The sequence below is a fragment of the Nitrospira sp. genome, from assembly GCA_024760525.1.
GTDB lineage: Bacteria > Nitrospirota > Nitrospiria > Nitrospirales > Nitrospiraceae > Nitrospira_D.
Map to the genome: position 1 here is coordinate 3,456,566 of CP060499.1, position 17,609 is coordinate 3,474,174.

Genomic DNA, 17,609 nt, shown 5'->3' on the forward strand with positions numbered 1-17,609 from the left:
TATGGACGTTCTTCTGCTGTTCCTCAAAACGATCCTCCTGCGCCCTTACGTCTTCGTCTTTCTGGCCGCCTTCCTCTTTTCCGCCATCCAATTGATCGGTTGGCCACGCACCTGGCGTTTCTGGCTGATCAGCTGGGCCACGGCATTCGTCTGTGAGTTTTTATCGACGCGAACCGGCATCCCCTTCGGCTGGTACTTCTACAACGGCTCGACGGTCGGTCAGGAGCTCTACTTTTCCAACGTGCCGTTCATGGATTCCATCTCCTTCAGTTTTCTTCTCTTCGCGTCCTATTGTGTGGCGCTTGGGCTCCTGCTGCCTCGTGATTCCGCGCCGAGAATCAAATCTGTTGTGCTGAAACCGCTGTGTTTCGAGGTGGAGGCCCGCACGAGCTGGACCGTTTATGCGCTGACTGCGTTTTTATTCGCCTTTATCGACATGGTGATTGATCCGGTCGCCCTGCGTGGCGACCGTTGGTTCTTGGGCAAGATCTACTATTATCCCGACCCAGGTTGGCATTTTGGGGTCCCGTTCGCGAACTATGTCGGCTGGGCTGTGGTCGGGCTGATTTCGCTGGCGATATATTTCCCACTGGACCGGCGGCTCCCTTCTCTCTCATTACCTCAGTCGATGACGCAGCGGCTGTTGCTCGGGATCGGACTGTACTATGGAGTCTTGGCCTTTAACCTCGGCATGACGTTTTGGATCGGCGAATCTTTCATGGGAATGAGCGGCGTGTTGATGCACCTGCCTGTCTTGACCATTCTGATCTTGCGTCTCACCCGTGCCAACTAATTCCTCCCACACAACGAATCGGTGGTATTCACTTTGTGGAGTTTGTATAGTGATCAAAAGGATCTTTTCTTATGCTCAAGATCCTCTTGTCACTACTGGTAATAGTTGGTCTGGTGGCGTTCAGCGGAGCGCTGTGGCTGGGGTATGATATCTACACGAGTGGCTTCAGCGCCATGGCTGAGCCGCATCCGATAGAGGTCGCCGTGGTTCGGCAATTTCGCCGTTTTACCATTCCAAACGCGATCCGCGACAGGCCGAATCCCGTTCCTATAAGTCCGGCGGTGTTGAGTGAAGGGCTCGATCATTTCGCCGACCATTGCGCCGGCTGCCATGCCAATGACGGCAGCGGGGAGACTCAGATCGGTAAGAACGTGCATCCAAGGGTACCGGACTTGCGTCGCCAAGAGATTCAATCGATGTCCGACGGAGAACTGTTCTTCACAATCCACAACGGCATCCGCTTCACCGCCATGCCGGCCTGGGGAGAAGGCGACATCGATCACGACAGAGGGAGTTGGAAGCTCGTGCATTTCATTCGGCATCTGCCGCAGCTGAGCCACAAGGAACTGGATCGCATGCAGTCATTGAACCCCAAAGCGCCCCACCAAGGTGAAAGCGGCGAACACCATCACTAGACGTCGATTATGTTAAAGAATTATGATGACCTGGTAAAAGGCTGCATGATCCTGATGGCAGCGTGCCTGTTGCCTGCCGCCGTCATGGCTGCCGGCACAGATATTCATGTGTTAGGCATCGTCACGGCTATCGATGCGAAACACATCGAAGTCAAGACAGCTAAGGGGCCGATCGTCTCAGTTCTGCTCAATAAGCAAGTGAGGTTCAAGAACAAGAGTAACCCGAAATCGACCGACTCACCCACGGTGGGCGACCGTGTGATCATTGAGGCGTCAAAAGACGACAAGACCAAGAAGGTGACTGCAACGGTCGTTCATTATTCACCAGGAAGGACCGCGTCACCAGCAAGGTAGCCGATGCCTACCCTCCGTTTTGCAAGAGCTGTCCACGAATCGCCGTTCCACGGCGGCGTGCGCACCGCCCTCATGCGCGTGTTGATCACCGGCATCGCGGTATTTCTTGCTATTTCGACGATCCCTGGGTTGGAAGCCGAAAGCCTCACCGCCGGCATCGCGGCCGTGTTGGTCCTCACGTTCCTGAACGTGATCCTCCGTCCGATCCTCTTTCTCCTCACCCTACCCTTGATCGTCTTTACCCTCGGGCTGTTTCTCGTGGTCCTGAACGCGCTCCTGCTCCAATTGACCGCGTACTTCGTGAAAGGGTTCACTGTCTCGGGATTCTGGCCCGCCGTCGGCGGTGCCCTGGTGATCAGCCTGGTCACCACCATCCTCAACAGTTGGACGGTTGACCGCCATCATCCTTTTGAACCCCAAGAAGTCGAACTGGAACCTCGCCGCCCTCCCAAAATCATCAATCCGGACTGAGCGATCTGACGATTTTCAGGGCGATTGGCCGAACAGGGCTTCTCCGTCAGTTCTCAATGGAAGAGCGCCCCTCATTTGTGTTCCAATTACCGGCGTCTCGTATCGGCGTGGTAACAAGGAGACGATGCTGTGATCCGCCAATTCAGTTATGTTTTCCTCGCCGTGGCGCTGGGCGGTCTCTTCGTTCCGATCGTGCGGGCCGATGAGCGCCCCGCACCAAAGAGTTTGTGGCAAACCGTCCTGACTCCTCCCGCCAACGATCAACCACCGCCACGAAGGCCCTGGGTGCTCCGCGATCGCGAGATTGCGCTCGACCTCCCACTCCTTCAAGTCGTGAGGGATGCAGGAGCCAGACCTCATCCCAGGATCACCGTTGAACTCTTTGACAAAGCCAACCCCGAATTGGACATCATCTCCACGGTGTCTCGGATCAACGACACCTCTGTCATCCGTGGCACCCTCAAGCCCCCCTCACAAGGGGAATTCACATTTGTGGTCTCGGGCAATCTCCTTATAGGAACTATGCTGATGGGAGACCGGCTCTATAAGACAGAGCACATCGTCAATGGTCGCTTGCGGCTGCTCGAAATCGATCCCGACAAAATGCCGCCGGAGTGAGCTCAGGGCATCAGCAAAAAGAAAACCGTATGGCTGCCGGTGTTGACCCAGACTTCGAGATCACGACGCTGCAATAACCGTGGCCGCCAGAGTCTGCCTGTTGTTCCGGTTCTGAGAGAGAGTAGCTATTCATGAACGTTCCGGCTACAATGCGTTCGCTTACATTTGAACGTATGACCACGTCGCCTCCTCAAGCAAAGCCGGCACCGGAGACTCATCTTCAACGGACGTTGAATTCCGCGCTGAACGACATCGGAACCGATTCGGCGTTGGCGGCAATCTTCCACCAAGAAAATGGACCGCTTGTCGAGCATGCTTCGCGCGGGTTCACGCCCAGAGATGTCCAGGCGATCCTCCGTACGCTCTCGACTCAACGGACCGCCGCCTTGACACCGGCTGCTCAGGATCCGGATGGGGGACGCACGGTTCGCCTGCGGCTGATCACCCCCGGTGCAAAGTCTCTGCTCGTCGTCCCGCTCCGTCATCTCAACCGCGCTTATGGATGTTTGGTCATCGGACGGAAAGAAGGCGCCGCTTTCTCGAAGAAGGATCGATTGCAGCTGGACCAGATGTGCGAGAGCATGACCAAAGCGCTGGACCGCGAAGGTCTCTTCAACACCAACGTGGTGTTGAGCCGTCCCTACGTCGCCCAAGAACCGCCACCCCCGCAGCAAACCGGCGCGGAACTGTTTCCGCCGATGATCAAGCACTTTTCCCCGGAACTTCAAGAAAAGATCGAAACGGTCCTGGCTGAAGCTCATCAATATGTGGCCTATGACCGTGCCTGGGCTTGCTACTACGATCCATTGGCGGGAAACGTCGAGGTATTGGGCATCGTCGGAGACGGGAAGGGAGATCAGAAAGACGCCAAGAAAGAGTTGAAACCGGGCCAGCGCCTCACCTTGGATAGTTCGGCGGCAGGATGGGCCGTCCGCCATCGGAAACCGCGGGTGGATCACGACCTGGCCTCCACTCAGGGCCGCTTTCTCGATCACAAACATCTCTTCAAGGACCGGTTTCAGTCGTCGCTCGTCATTCCCTTTTTCGTCAAGGGTCAGGTCGGCGGAACCTTTACGCTGGGAGCGAAGGACCCGCAACGGTATCAAACCACCGATGCTCGTACGCTGGAGCCCATCATTCTCAAACTTGCAGAACTATTACAGACACCGGCACCGCAGGCTGCCGGTCCTCCCCCGACGGACGAAGTCGGAACGCCGGGGCTCCAACCCGTCCCGGCTGTTCCATCCGAACCCATCATTCGAAAGCAGGAACGCCAGGCAGCGATCGGCGAGTTCAGCGCATTCTTGGCGACGGAGATCCGAGAACCGCTGGCCTCCATACGGTCGCAACTCGAAGAAGTCACCGGTGAGGGGATTCTCGACTTCGACCCACAGACACGCGTCGAGAATGCGATGCGCGACTTGATTCGGATTGAAGCGATCCTGAACGAGATCCTCGACTTCGCAAAACCCCTTGAGCTGAATCGCCATCTGTGCCGCATTCCAGAGGTGCTTGAGAGCGCCTTGGTGGTGGTAGGAACCGATCTGGAAGCAACCCGTATTCAAGTCACCAAGGATTACGCCAATATCATCGCGCCGGTGCGCGGCGACGAGGCCAAGCTCCAACAGACCTTCCTCAGCATCTTTCGAAATGCGTGCGAGGCCATGTCTCCCGGCGGCCATCTCCATATCCAGGTGACGCAACATCGCGCCGGGCGAGGGCTGGAAGTGCAGATTCTCATTAAAAATGACGGAGTGCCCATCCCGGCTGAAATCGTCGACAAGGTTTTCGAGCCGTTTTTCACCACCAAGAGCTCCGGCATCGGACTGGGTCTTCCCAGCGTCAAGAAAATCATCGAAGAACACGGCGGAGCGATCGCGATCGGCAGCGCCGTCGGTGAAGGCACGACGGTCACCATTCGTCTTCCCGGGGTCAGCCGGGGACCGGCGTTTCGGCACCGTGGGCGCGGCCGGCGTCATCCTCGTCGGCCGAATTGACCTATCCATTCTCGTCTCGTCCTCCCTATTTCGACGCAATGACTCAAACAGGCAAGGGAATACTTGTGTGGCGTTTGACAGAACGACCATCCGTCGCTATGATTCAGCCCGCATGACTGATCTTCCAATTGAATGTGCAAGCTTCATGATTCACAATCATCGTCATAGCTCAAAGGGAGAACGGGTATGAAACTTCTTACCGGTGCGGTTGCAACAATCTCCTCAATCCTGCTGGCGTGCTCGATGGCGTCCGCCAACCCGGCGCTGCTACCCAAACATGAAGGGTATCCTATGAAGAACTCAGGAAGTCCCGTGACCGGCCAGCCGACAGCCAATGATCCCGGTCAAAAGGACGGCCACGGAACGTCTTCGTTGCTGAAGGCGGCGGAGTTCGACGACAAACATAGCAAGCAGGAACTCATGAAAACCGACAACGCGCGAATTACCGAAGGGCAGGGCGCGGGAAGGCTTCCGAACGTTCAGGGGCCTCAGATCACGATTGCGCCACCGGTAACATCCGCCACGAAGATCACCGACGATCGTAAGATCGACTAAGCTCTCCTCCAATGAACGGGGGAAGCCCGGCAAAGCAGGACTTCCTCCGTTTCAACTCTCTCGTTTCTTTTCAAGTCCCACACCGTTCATCAGCCTGTGTTTCGCCCGGCAGTCCCATCACCATCCGACAATCTCAGACGGAGGATCCGTGAGAATCAGCATGTAATCTGACCGACACGGCTTGCCAAAGTTGGCTTCATGACGCACTGGTCGATTGATCGATGCCGCTCCTATTTGAAAATGACGGCCCAACGCGTTCCGGATGTCGCTGCGTGCATCGCTTGGAAACGCGGTCAGGACTGCTGGTCCGGCACGGTGGGGTACGGACACACAGAGCTTCCTGCCAATTCGCGTTTTTCCATTTGGAGCATTACAAAAACTCTGACCGCAGCCCTCATCCTCCGGCTGGTGGCTCGCGGCCGCATCGAGCTTGATTCTCCTTTAGCCGCCTGGCTACCGGAAGTTCCTCACGCAGACCTGATTTCGATCCGCCAGTGCCTTCAGCATACGAGTGGATGGTCAGACTATGGGGTCCTTCCGGAATATCAGGCGGCCGTCAGGAGGGGAGAGACACCGTGGAGTTTTTCAGAGTTCATGGACCGCGTCCATGCGGCGAATCTGTTATTTGCGCCAGGCTCCGGCTGGTCATACTCCAATATCGGCTATATGGTTTTGAAGAAATTAGCCGAGACCGCGTGTGAGAAAACTTTTGCCGATATCCTCAAAGCAGAGGTATGCGACCCTCTCGGTCTTGTTGATACGTCTGTGACCCAAACACGCGAAGATATGCTCGGTCTTACCGTAGGCTATTCTCTCGACTTGAGCTCTGACGGACAGCCGGTCGATGTCCGGCCTCGCTATGATCCTGGTTGGGCGCCACCTGGATTCGCGGCTTCAACAGCCTCTGAGGTCGTTCGCTTTTATAATGGTCTCTTTGCGGGAGAACTCCTGCCGGCTCCTCTGCTCGGTGAGATGTGCCGAGTGAAACCGATCGGACATGCCCATCCGTCGTTTGTCACCCCAAGCTATGGCCTTGGACTCATGGCCGATCCAGACAATCGAGTCGGCCTGCTCTATGGACACAACGGCGCGGGCCCGGGATACGCAGCTTCGGCTTTCCATATCCGACCCCGAGGGGCGAGACCCGTGACAGTCGCCGTCCTGACGAACGCTGAGAATTGGCAGGAAGTGGAAGCACTGGCCTTGACAGTGGGTGAAGAATTAGCCACGTTCGGCTAATCTGAATCGCCACGGTTTTTTCGCCCAATCGCCGGCATACTCGACACCGATTCGAGGGAAGGCTTCCACCTGGTCGCGAGCAACCCGTGCCCCTCGATCCTCGAACCAGAGTGATCGCCCGTTCGTCATGTCGTGCCGATTCAATGATCGATCGATACCCAGCTCCCGGCAGAGTTTTCCAGGGCCATCGATCAGCTCACCGTCAACCTCAATCGCTCGAATCAACACGGCGGCAGGAAACTCGACCCGCTCTGTCACGACATTCAGCATGTGATACATGCCATAGATGAAGTAGACATAGGCCATTCCTGGAGGGCCGAACAGCACCTCTGTCCTTGCGGTCCTGCCTTTGGAGGCATGGCAGGCTCTGTCCTGACAACCGACATAGGCCTCCACCTCAATGATTCTGCCGGCAATCCGCCCCGCTCCATTCTCACGTATGAGATACTTACCGACCAGCGACCGCGCGATGGTCAGCGTGGAACGATCGAAGTATCTCCTCGAGAGGATGGTGTCGGCCATCTCGGTTTTTCAATTCGCTACCACCCGAGGACATACGCGAAGATCAACGGCGCGACGATCGTGGCGTCGGATTCGATGATGAACTTCGGTGTGTCCACACCCAGTTTTCCCCAGGTGATCTTTTCATTCGGAACGGCGCCGGAATACGATCCGTAGCTCGTGGTGGAATCGCTGATCTGACAAAAATATCCCCAGAGCGGTACTTGTTCCTTCCGAAGATCTTGACTCAGCATGGGAACGACACAGATCGGGAAATCACCGGCGATTCCTCCTCCGACTTGGAAGAATCCGAGCGAAGTTTTACCCGTTGCCTTCACATACCATTCGGCCAAGTGCATCATGTATTCGATGCCGGATCGCACCGTGTTCACGTTCTTGATCGATCCGGTCATGCAGTGCGCCGCATACATATTGCCCAGCGTGGAATCCTCCCAACCGGGAACAAACATCGGAAGATCCCGCTCCGCAGCCGCGCACATCCAACTGTCGCTGGGGTCGATTTGGTAGTATTCCTTGAGCTTCCCGTCGCGCAAGAGTCGGTACAGAAACTCATGAGGGAACGATCGAACGCCGTTCCGATCCGCCGCCGTCCATTCAGTCGCCACTGCGGCCTCAATGCGACGCATTGCTTCCGCTTCCGGGATGCACGTGTCGGTCACCCGATTCAGGTGCCGATTCAACAAGGCTTGCTCGTCCTGTGCCGTCAGTTCCCGATAGCGGGGAATACGTTCGTAATGTTTCTGCGCGACGAGGTTGAATAAATCTTCCTCCAGATTGGCGCCTGTGCAGCAAATCGCGTGCACCTTGTCCCGGCGTATCATCTCGGCCAGGGACAAACCCAGCTCGGCCGTGCTCATCGCGCCTGCCAGAGTCACCAGCATGGCCCCGCCTCGGTCCAAGTGAGCCCGATACGCGTGCGCCGCGTCTTTCATCGCCGCCGCGTTGAAATGTCGATAATGATGGTCAATGAATTGCGAAATAGATGTCGGTTTCATACAAGGCTCCCTACTGTTGAGACCACAGAGATCACGGATGTATCACAATCCTCACGGTGCTTCAAATCCCTTCCCCGTTGCAGTTAGACAACAATGTCCCCCCTGATCGAATTCCCTAGAAATAATAGGCAAGGCCTCCCAAGAACGTCCGGGGATTCCCCGGCACGAAATGAATGTCGTTGACTGCCGCCGGTTCATTCCTCAGTCTTGATTCAAATGCGAAAATCGCCTGTTCCCACTCCGTATTCAGCAGATTCTGGACGTACAAAAACACTTCCATCCGGCCATGAGGGAGTCGCATCGGAATGAGGTACCGCTCGGACAGATCCAACGTAATCCACGACGGCGCCTTGAGGCTGCGATCCTCAATGAGAGGCCGAACTCCCATATACGTCGCCTGGAGTTGCGAAGTCAATCCTTCCGGCCATTTCAAGATCGCGGCTCCATAGGCGATGTACTCCGGCGCCAAAGGAATGGCGTCGCCGTTTCGAAACTCGGCGTGCGTCCACGTAAAGCTGCCGTTGACATAGAGCGGCCCCCACACCCGGCCGCGCGCGGCGACTTCCACACCTTGGCGTCTGGTTGCGCCCCGGATCTCCGTTGTTCCTTCATCGCCGACGAACACCAGTTCCGATTTGATATCCATTCGCCAGAGCGTCGCGAGCAATTCGAGCTTATCCGGTCCCCAAGGTCGGGATCGTACCCCGATTTCATAGTTGATGGAACGGGAGATGGGAGAAGACCCCGGTCTTACGGCAGAACGCGCGTCGTTGCTGTGAAAACCTTCGCCGTAGTTGATGAAGAATTCCGTCCCCGCCCATGGACCAAGCATCATGTTCATTTTCGGCAAGACGATGCCGGAGCTCTTCTGTCCGGCCGATTGCTCCGCGCATACGGGACAGCGGTTACTCACGTCGAAGGTGAACACCTCGCCTCGCACGCCGCCTGTAAACCTGACCCATGGCAACGGCTGCACTTCGGCCTTGAAAAACGGCGCATAGGACGCCGAGAACACGTCGCTGTCGATCGTGGTGCCGGTCACGGTCTTTCGAAGCTGCGTACCGAGTCTCGCATGCACGTCATCGACTCTGGTCTGGAACCCGACGGTCCCAATGCTCGGCACCCCCCAAATTTCCCCTCTCTGTTTGTACCCGATGTCACCGCCATAGATGGCACGGCGATCGAATTGCCCAAAGCCGTCGCCGTTGACGGGATCGTTGAGAAAAAACGTGAAATTCGTGAACAGATCCAGCCGGTAATATTGGCCGTACGCCTTCATATAGAATTGGCCGCCCGAAGTCGTGTCGTAGTGGTAGTCCAATTGGCCGGTCGTGCGCAGCGTGTTTCCCCCCTCATACGGATCGATCGCACCGAAGCGGTTCAGCAAACCGTTGGTCACAGCGCGCAATGGGATTTCGCCGGAACCGTCCCAATTGGAATAGAGAAACGTCCCTTTTATGCTGAGCTCGTCCCGCCCGGTCAGATAGGTCGTGATTTTGCCCAACACATTGGTCCGAATATACTGATTGTCGTTGATGTACGGGCCATTGGTGTAATACGTTTCGGCGGCGAACAGGCTGCGCACCCGCTCCTTGGTCGGAGAAAACATCAGCATGTATCGCTGTGTGGTGAACTCTCCGCCGGCGCCTTGAATCACTCCTTCCTTGACCACCTGACGCGTCCGAAAATCGATCGCCCCCGCTGTCGCGAAGTCTCCGTATTCAGGCAGATAGGCGCCCTTATTGACTGCAACTCCTTCTATCGTTTCGGGGATGATGAAATTCAAATCGGCATAGCCCTGGCCATGCGCATGGCTGCGCAGATTGATCGGCATGCCGTCGAGAAAGAACGCGACATCCGTTCCGTGGTCGGCATCGAAGCCTCGCAGAAAATACTGGTCTGCCTTTCCCGCTCCGCCGGAATGCTCAACGGCCAGCATGCCGGGGATCAAGCGCAGAATCTGGGCCGGTCTCCCTTGAGGCTGGAGCACGATTTCTTTGTCCGGAATAAATTGCTGCGAGGAAGCGGCGACAGGGCGCTCCGCCTTCACTGAAATTTCCGGCATGCTCAAGACGGGCTCGTCAGGATCATGAGCCCATGCGAGTTGGCTGCCGGTCATGCTGACAACTATGGCTGTTAAGACAATGACAAGATGCCACATACACCTACTCTCCTGATCAAAGATCATGGGCGGATGAGACGCCCACGCTGATCTGACGAGGGCCGACGCATCGGCCGGTACAGACCCTCGTGGTCCGGCGACAGTTTTGACGGGGAAAGGCCTCGACTAGGATGGCCGAGACACACCAACCAAGGAGCAAACCCTTGAGAGAGATCGCGAAATCAGCACATCAAGCGTATGATCCTCCGACCCTACAATCTCCATGTGCGCGCGATTCACCGGCAACAAGACCTTCTTGGCCTTGGAACTGAGAATAGCCTGCGCGATATCGGAGGTCACTTCACCGAGCATCGCCCCAGGTAGAACAAAATTCAACGTTGCGACGATCACATCGACAGTCGGCACAGTTTGCGCGATGGCTTGTGATCCAACCCCCACACAGGATGCGCCGGCCTCTTTCATCGCTTGGGCTGCCACGGCATTGGTTCCCAGTGCCACGATGTTGTGGCTTCTTCCCAAGGAACCGTGCAAACCGGCCACCAACAACCGCCCAAGTCCTCCGCCACGCCCATCGATGACACAGACACGCATGGCCTAAACCAGCCCTCTGCCGGTCGTGGTCATGGTCAACTTGCCGTGCTTCACGCCTTTGACGCTCACCAGCGCATCGGCGATCTTTCTTATTTCAGAACCTTTCCCCTTGACCACCAACACTTCCAGGCAATGGTCATGGTCGAGATGTACATGCATGCCGGACAATATTCGTCCGTGATGGTCATGCTGGATGTCGGTCAATTTGCTCGTCAAGTCCCGCACATGATGGTCATACACAAAGGTGATGGTTCCGACCGTTTCCCTATTCTCATCCCATTCCTGGCCGACCAAGTTGTCACGGATCAAATCCCGCAACGCTTCCGATCGGTTGGTATACTTCCGACGTTGAATGTGGCGATCGAAGGCGTCCAACAAATGATGATCGAGCGATACGCCGAAACGAACCAGTTTTTTCATCGCCTTCCCTCTTCTTTTTAGTGGCACGAATTTAAATTTAATAGCACTGTACCGGCGTGGAAATCAACCTATGATTCTCGACTCTAACCATCTTACGAGTGTTCGATCCTGGTCGGATTTGTGAGAGCAGTGGAGACGTGTACCCGATAAACGACTATTGCAAGATCTCGTTTTGAGGAGAGGAAACAACCAGCAGTAGACAACCCTCGTCGGTGGAGGTGTCATAATGCTCCGTACCGGCTTCGGCGTGTTGATAGTCCCCGGCCGTCATCTCACGACCGGCGATGGAGCACCCGCCTTCCAACACATAGAGTTCCTCTGCCTCAGTGTGACGATGCGGCGCATAGCTGGTGCCCGGCGCAAAACGTAGGAGCGCGGTGGTTCTTCGGGAAGCCATATCGAAGGAGAGCACCTTGGCCGTCACTCCTGGTGCCAGCTCTCGCCAAACTCCCTCCGCCGCCTTGATAAAGGTGAGTCCCTTCCCAGACTGCTGAAAACCGATCTTGGTTCTCGATAATCTGGAGGTCCCGGAACGAATCAGCATAGTCCGTAAGAGGTTCGAAAAAGCCTTCCAGCAAAGCCGCAGCGACGTGTATGAAGTCACGAGAAGGTGGTGCCACGCATGCGCAAACTGGCGAGACGGTGAACCCACACTGTCTTTAGGAACACCTGCCCGACCTTCACCTACCCATCCTCCGCCTGCCGAAACAGACGTTTCCACCAGGCCAGGCGTTGAGACCTTGAGATCAAGTCGGATCTCCGATTGCCCTTCGATGCGGGACATGAGCCGTTCTCGCAAAGAATCCCGAGGCTTTAAGGGAACGGACCCCAACGCCAACGTGTCGGCCGTCAACTCAAACTGTTCGACTTCCCGAGCGGCTTCCGTGGCAACCTGATTGACGAGGCGTTCGCGTAGGGTCGCCGGAGGCGTGACAGGAGGTACGACTGAGACCAAGGCATCCGTTGCCGCTCGATAGGCCGCGACGGCTTGGCTGAGGAGAGGTGATTCTCCTGGTAGTCTTTCCGTAAAAGCCAGACGATCCACAGGATCCAAGATCCCAAGCGCATCGAGCATGGCCTGCTCTTCCAATTCTTCCGGCAACCTAGCCTCGGTCACGATACTAACCCCGTCTCATAAGGTGCGAGCGCTTCGCGCAATTTGATCATACCCAACCGAATTCTCGTCTTCACGGTCCCCAGAGGAAGCTGCAGCTTTTCCGCAATCTCACTCTGGCTTAAGCCATAGAAATACGCGAGGGCAATGGCTTGCCGCTGCTCTTCGTTCAGGAGAGCCAATGCCTGTTGAACATACCGCCGCCGTTCTTGTCCTTCCACGTCCTGCTCCGGCGTTTCGTCGTCGCTGGCAAAGAACTCGACCGCGTCCAGTGACTCGACGCGCCCATGCTCGACCGCCCCGGCGCGGAAACGATCGATCGCCCTCGTTCTGGCCACCATCATCAACCAAGCTCCCGGCGCCCCTCGTGTTCGGTCATAGGTATGGGCCTGACGCCATACCTGGGTGTAGACGTCCAAGGTGACTTCTTCTGCTGCTTCGCGATTGTTGAGAATTTTGACGACCAGCCCGAAAACCTGAGGGCTCGTACGATCGTAAAACGTGGCAAGCGCCGACTGATCACCTTGTGCCGTCAGGGCAATCAGTTGCGCCAACTCTTGGTCTTGAATCTGCTTGGCCGTCTCCGAGGACATGATCAACATACAGTCTCCCCCATTCATCTCTACGAGGACATGAGGAAGATTGGATTGCTGATTGCGAGGCTTTGTGCACCTTGATGGAGGTCGAACTATAGCACTGCGGATATAGCCCGGCAAGCAGACCACCATCACGAGAGATCCAAACCACAACACATCTCGTAGTGCAGAACAGACCGCCGGCAGGTGCTCGCTTCAATGGACAGATTGCCCACAACCATTTTGACAGATGAGGAGAACCGACCCATGGCTGTGAAAACCGCATCCGCTGGCGCCGTGAGTGCGCCAAGACATTTCTCGGGAGGAGGGAAACTATGAAATCACGAATCTATTCATCTCTGGGTATCGCGTTCACTGTCGGGCTGATGTCCGGCTGCAGCGGGAGCGATACCATGCCCATCGTACCTCCAAGCGGCCCAGCTGCGGCCGTTGAGGAGCAGCGCGTGTCGCAATCGGATGCACTGACGCCACAAGAGGCGGCGCTGGTCAGCCAAGCCAATTCAGAACCGGTTCCTGCGCCACTACTGGACTTGTAGCCACACTCACACGTCGGCGTATTTTGCTCACAAGGAGGAAATCATGCTCGCTCGAATTCGATCACTTACCCTGACGATACTGGCACTGTGTATGACGACGCCGGTCTTTGCGGCAAGTCATCGCGAAGCTCCGCTGATCTCAAATGACCCGACGGCGGATATCACCGATTTCTATTTCTTTCGCAGCTGGCAGGACCCCGACAACGCGATCCTGATCATGAATGTGATTCCCGGTCAGGAACCGGGATCGGGTCCGAATTATTTCAACTTCGCGGACGACGTGCTGTACGAAATCCATGTCGACAACAATAGGAACAACATCGCCGCGAACATCGTCTATCAAGTTCGATTCAAAACGGAAATCCGCCAACCGGGAAACGTCTTCCCATTGTCGTATGTGGCGTTGCCCCCTATCACGGCCCTTGCCGGTGGTGGCTCAGAAGGACTGCTCCTTCGCCAAAGTTATACGGTCACCGAGCAACGCTATGGCCAACCGCCGCGCGATCTCGGCACTGGTCCCATGTTCGCCGTGCCGTCCAACGTCGGCCCACGCACGATGCCGAAATACGAAGAGCTGGCAGCCAAGGGTATTTATCCTTTGAAGAACGGCGGGCGAGTCTTCGCGGGACAGCGGGATGAGACCTTCTACATTGACTTGGGAGGGACATTCGACACGTTGAATCTCCATATCTCGCCGATTCTTTCCGATGCTCACGATGCCAACGACGCCATCCTCGTTGGAGCACCGGGCTCCGGCACCGCCGATACGTTCAGCGGTTTCAATGTCAACACAATCGCATTGGAAGTCCCCATTGAAGAGCTGATGGGCCCTAACGATAACAAACTGATCGGGGCCTATGCCTCAACCAGCCGTCCCAAGGTGACCGTGCTCAGGAAAGACGGCGACCGTCAGAACAGCGCTCGCTTCGTCCAAGTGGCGCGTATGGGCAATCCCCTCGTCAACGAGTTGATCATCGCGACGAACATGAAAGATAAGTGGAACGCCACAGATGCAGAAGACGAGAATGACTTCGTTTCGTTTTACTGCAACTCAGCGCTGGCCACGGCGCTCAATGCCGTGTTCGGCACCGGCTTCCCGACGATGAATCGTGAAGATCTCGTGAACGCCTTGCTCCGGTATGCGCCGGGGCCAGCGGTATGCGGCTCCGGGAAGACCAATGAAGCGCTTGCCGATTTCCTTCGGGTCGACTTGAACGTTCCGCCGACTCCGGCCACGGGTCAGAAACGCCTCGGCCCTCTCGCGCATGACCAGAGCGGCAATGCGACACCGGACAGAGCCGGCTGGCCGAACGGCCGAAGGCCGAACGATGACGTCACGGATGTGGCGTTGCGGGTGGTGGCCGGAATCCTCACGAACCCCGGTGTTCCAAATCTCGGGGATGGTGTGAATTTCAACGTCGGGGCAGTCGGAAGCAACAAGACTGCGAACGGCATCGCCACGGCGTTTCCCTTCCTTCCCACGCCGTTCGACGGGCGGGATCGCCGGCATATCGATCCAGGAGAGGCGCAGTAATCAATAGCGAGCGGGTGCCGCGCAGTGCGGCACCCGCTCCATGTCGAGGACCGAGGGCAGATCGTCATGCGTAATCCCATCATCTACGAACGCAACCCAATGACTCGATTCTGGTCTCGTATGGCGCTTGTCGTACTTGGATGGCTCACGCTGAACCAGGTCAGCATCGCCTTTTCAGAACCCTATCGTCCGACGGATGACGCACAGGTCCTCGAGCGGCTCAGTCTTAAAGCGTCCGATCCTGTCGCGCGAGAACTCGAAACCCTGCGCGCTAGCCTGCGACACAATCCTCAGCATCTTGAATCCGCTGCAAAGCTAGCGACTCGTTACATCGAACAAGCCCGATCGGAAGGCGACCCTCGCTACCTTGGACAAGCGCAGGCAGTTCTCACCCCTTGGTGGAATGAGCCGACGCCTCCCCCTGCGACTCTCCTCTTACGAGCAACAATCCGACAGAACGCCCACGAGTTCAACGAGGCCCTAGCCGACCTCGACCAGGTGCTGGCGGTACAGCCGACCAATGCCCAGGCATGGCTCACCAAAGCATCCATTCTCCAGGTACAGGCACGCTACGACGAGGCGCGACGGGCCTGTCAACGGCTCGCACGGTTGGCGGTCTCTCATGTGCTGCTCGGATGTCTGGGCGATATCGCCGGCGTGACGGGTCAATCAGTGAAGAGCTTGGAATTCCTCCGCGCAGTGCTGTTGGATGCAAACCTCATCGGTCGCGAGCGAATCTGGATTGTGACAATCTTGGCCGAAATAGCCGCCCGCACCGGGGCCATCCGAGAGGCTGAGCAGTATTTCGCAGAAGCCTTCAAGGTCGACATCAAGGATCAATACTTGCTGAGCGCCTACGCAGATTTCTTGCTGGATCAAGGTCGTTATCAAGACGTCGTCTCCCTCGCTCAACATCAGACGAGAACCGATGGATTACTCTTGCGGCTGGCGCTTGCGGAACAGGCGCTGGGGCTGCCTTGGTTCCAAAACCATACAGCCGAACTCGCGGCCCGCTTCGCCGCCGCTCGGGAGCGAAGAACGACGGCACATGCCCGGGAAGAAGCGCGTTTTACATTGGCGCTGCTGCATGATGCCAAACGGGCGTTGCCGCTGGCCCAGGCCAATTGGAACATACAGCGGGAACCGGCTGATGCCAGGATTCTCCTGGAGAGCGCGCTCGCCGACAGGAACCGAGTTGCGGCCAATCCGGTGCTTGAATGGCTGACCACCAACCACGTGGAAGACCATCGCCTGCAACAACTCGCCAAACAGTTTGAGAAAGCAACATTCTGATGCGTATCATTCTCGTTCTCGCGTGGCTGCTCCTGAGTCTTCCCGCATGGGCTCATAAGCCCAGCGACAGCTATCTCTCGATGTCTGTTCAGAATGATCGCGTTGAGGGGCAGTGGAATATCGCCTTACGCGATCTCGACAACGCGATCGGATTAGATAGCGACGGAAGCGGAGAAATTACCTGGGGAGAGGTTCGGAACAAGCATGGCGAGATCGGCACCTACGCACTCTCTCATCTTGTCCTATCGGCCGACCAACAACCTTGCAAGACTGAGCTGTCGGAGCAGCTCATCGATCATCACACCGATGGAGCCTATTCAGTCCTGCGTTTCCGTTCCGATTGCGGCGGACCCATCGAACGGCTTCACGTCGAGTACCGGCTTCTGTTCGACATCGACGCTCAGCATAAAGGACTCTTGCGTCTGACACAGGGCGGACACACCAGCACCGCCATTTTCAGCCGGGACTTACCGGAACAGGAATTCTCCGTCGCTGAACAGTCACGTTGGACCGAGGGCATTCAGTTCATTCGCGAGGGCATCTGGCACATCTGGCTGGGGTTCGATCATGTCTTGTTCTTGCTTGCCCTCTTGCTTCCTGCGGTGTTGATTCGAGTCGAAAATCGCTGGCAAGCATCGGCTGACTTTTCATCGGTCTTGTGGAATGTCGTCAGCATCGTCACGGCGTTTACTGTCGCCCATTCCCTCACACTGAGCCTAGCTGCGCTAGATGTCGTCCACTTACCATCACGATTGGTGGAATCGACCATCGCCGTCTCGGTTGTACTCGCCGCACTTGGCAATCTCCATCCGCTGATGACACATCGCCGTTGGATGATTGCATTTGGATTCGGCCTTATTCACGGATTCGGATTCGCAGCGGTCCTCACGGATCTCGGGTTGCCCCACCATTCACTATTGCTGAGTCTGGTCAGCTTCAACATAGGGGTCGAACTCGGCCAGCTCGTTATCGTCGCCGCGTTCTTACCACTGGCCTACCTACTCCGCCACTCATGGTCATATCCGAGGCTGGTGCTCATCGGGGGTTCGTGGGCGGTGATTGCCATCGCGCTCGTCTGGTTCACCGAACGAGTTTTCGATCTCCAGCTGTTTCCCCTTTAGCCGGTTACTAAGACCCGCGCTTTAGGAAAGCTTCCTCATCGCTCTCTTCAAGCCTACTCAACCTCATTCAGGCCAAGCCTATCCAATAGTTAGACGAGATCTC

At 56.6% G+C, this 17,609-nt stretch carries 19 protein-coding genes; 12 read left to right on the top strand and 7 right to left on the bottom strand.

Annotated elements, in window-relative coordinates:
• Position 1 precedes the first annotated feature (1 nt).
• The 8 genes from H8K04_16305 to H8K04_16340 all read left to right on the top strand — a co-directional run bounded on the left by H8K04_16305 (position 2) and on the right by H8K04_16340 (position 6,662).
• Entirely contained in the window at positions 2 to 793 is a 792-nt protein-coding gene (locus tag H8K04_16305; GenBank protein ID UVT15357.1) for a carotenoid biosynthesis protein, read from the top strand.
• A 71-nt stretch (positions 794 to 864) separates the two neighbouring features.
• Complete coding sequence (locus H8K04_16310) at positions 865 to 1,428, top strand: c-type cytochrome (protein ID UVT15358.1); 564 nt, start codon at positions 865 to 867, stop codon at positions 1,426 to 1,428.
• Between the two features lie 9 nt (positions 1,429 to 1,437).
• Positions 1,438 to 1,782 (top strand): hypothetical protein, encoded by a 345-nt coding sequence (locus H8K04_16315; GenBank protein ID UVT15359.1) that lies wholly within the window; start codon positions 1,438 to 1,440, stop codon positions 1,780 to 1,782.
• A 3-nt stretch (positions 1,783 to 1,785) separates the two neighbouring features.
• Positions 1,786 to 2,253 carry a phage holin family protein gene (locus tag H8K04_16320; GenBank protein ID UVT15360.1) on the top strand — a complete coding sequence of 156 codons (468 nt, stop codon included), beginning with the start codon at positions 1,786 to 1,788 and terminating at the stop codon, positions 2,251 to 2,253.
• Between the two features lie 129 nt (positions 2,254 to 2,382).
• A complete protein-coding gene (locus H8K04_16325) occupies positions 2,383 to 2,871 on the top strand; it encodes a hypothetical protein (GenBank protein ID UVT15361.1) in 489 nt (162 codons plus the stop codon).
• A 131-nt stretch (positions 2,872 to 3,002) separates the two neighbouring features.
• Positions 3,003 to 4,868, top strand: coding sequence for a GAF domain-containing protein (locus H8K04_16330; protein ID UVT15362.1), 1,866 nt, complete (start codon positions 3,003 to 3,005; stop codon positions 4,866 to 4,868).
• Between the two features lie 186 nt (positions 4,869 to 5,054).
• Positions 5,055 to 5,423, top strand: coding sequence for a hypothetical protein (locus H8K04_16335; protein ID UVT15363.1), 369 nt, complete (start codon positions 5,055 to 5,057; stop codon positions 5,421 to 5,423).
• 198 nt (positions 5,424 to 5,621) lie between these two features.
• The gene (locus H8K04_16340; protein UVT15364.1) at positions 5,622 to 6,662 is read left to right on the top strand and encodes a beta-lactamase family protein; all 1,041 of its coding nucleotides are present in this window, start codon (positions 5,622 to 5,624) and stop codon (positions 6,660 to 6,662) included.
• On the opposite strand, the gene H8K04_16345 is transcribed toward H8K04_16340, so the two are convergent.
• From H8K04_16345 to H8K04_16375, 7 genes are all read right to left on the bottom strand, one after another.
• The gene (locus H8K04_16345; protein ID UVT15365.1) at positions 6,645 to 7,184 is read right to left on the bottom strand and encodes a DNA-3-methyladenine glycosylase; all 540 of its coding nucleotides are present in this window, start codon (positions 7,182 to 7,184) and stop codon (positions 6,645 to 6,647) included. The two genes, H8K04_16340 and H8K04_16345, sit on opposite strands and share 18 nt — an antisense overlap.
• A 17-nt stretch (positions 7,185 to 7,201) precedes the next feature.
• On the bottom strand, positions 7,202 to 8,179 hold the full coding sequence (locus H8K04_16350; protein ID UVT15366.1) for a deoxyhypusine synthase family protein: 978 nt from the start codon (positions 8,177 to 8,179) through the stop codon (positions 7,202 to 7,204).
• Between the two features lie 115 nt (positions 8,180 to 8,294).
• Positions 8,295 to 10,340 carry a TonB-dependent receptor plug domain-containing protein gene (locus tag H8K04_16355; GenBank protein ID UVT15367.1) on the bottom strand — a complete coding sequence of 682 codons (2,046 nt, stop codon included), beginning with the start codon at positions 10,338 to 10,340 and terminating at the stop codon, positions 8,295 to 8,297.
• Between the two features lie 126 nt (positions 10,341 to 10,466).
• Positions 10,467 to 10,892, bottom strand: a complete 426-nt coding sequence (locus H8K04_16360) for a DUF3842 family protein (protein UVT15368.1) — start codon at positions 10,890 to 10,892, stop codon at positions 10,467 to 10,469.
• Between the two features lie 3 nt (positions 10,893 to 10,895).
• Positions 10,896 to 11,312: a nickel-responsive transcriptional regulator NikR gene (gene nikR / locus H8K04_16365; protein ID UVT15369.1), complete on the bottom strand. Its 417-nt coding sequence runs from the start codon at positions 11,310 to 11,312 to the stop codon at positions 10,896 to 10,898.
• A gap of 154 nt (positions 11,313 to 11,466) precedes the next feature.
• Positions 11,467 to 12,429, bottom strand: a complete 963-nt coding sequence (locus H8K04_16370; protein UVT15370.1) for a cupin domain-containing protein — start codon at positions 12,427 to 12,429, stop codon at positions 11,467 to 11,469.
• Positions 12,426 to 13,028 (bottom strand): sigma-70 family RNA polymerase sigma factor, encoded by a 603-nt coding sequence (locus tag H8K04_16375; GenBank protein ID UVT15371.1) that lies wholly within the window; start codon positions 13,026 to 13,028, stop codon positions 12,426 to 12,428. The genes H8K04_16370 and H8K04_16375 overlap by 4 nt, the downstream gene beginning before the upstream one ends.
• A gap of 308 nt (positions 13,029 to 13,336) precedes the next feature.
• Between H8K04_16375 and H8K04_16380 the strand changes: the two genes are divergently transcribed.
• From H8K04_16380 to H8K04_16395, 4 genes are all read left to right on the top strand, one after another.
• Complete coding sequence (locus H8K04_16380) at positions 13,337 to 13,558, top strand: hypothetical protein (GenBank protein UVT15372.1); 222 nt, start codon at positions 13,337 to 13,339, stop codon at positions 13,556 to 13,558.
• A 43-nt stretch (positions 13,559 to 13,601) separates the two neighbouring features.
• Positions 13,602 to 15,092, top strand: a complete 1,491-nt coding sequence (locus H8K04_16385; protein UVT15373.1) for a DUF4331 domain-containing protein — start codon at positions 13,602 to 13,604, stop codon at positions 15,090 to 15,092.
• 66 nt (positions 15,093 to 15,158) lie between these two features.
• Positions 15,159 to 16,385 carry a hypothetical protein gene (locus H8K04_16390; GenBank protein UVT15374.1) on the top strand — a complete coding sequence of 409 codons (1,227 nt, stop codon included), beginning with the start codon at positions 15,159 to 15,161 and terminating at the stop codon, positions 16,383 to 16,385.
• On the top strand, positions 16,385 to 17,506 hold the full coding sequence (locus tag H8K04_16395) for a HupE/UreJ family protein (protein UVT15375.1): 1,122 nt from the start codon (positions 16,385 to 16,387) through the stop codon (positions 17,504 to 17,506). Before H8K04_16390 ends, H8K04_16395 begins: the two co-directional genes overlap by 1 nt.
• The last annotated feature ends 103 nt before the right edge of the window (positions 17,507 to 17,609 follow it).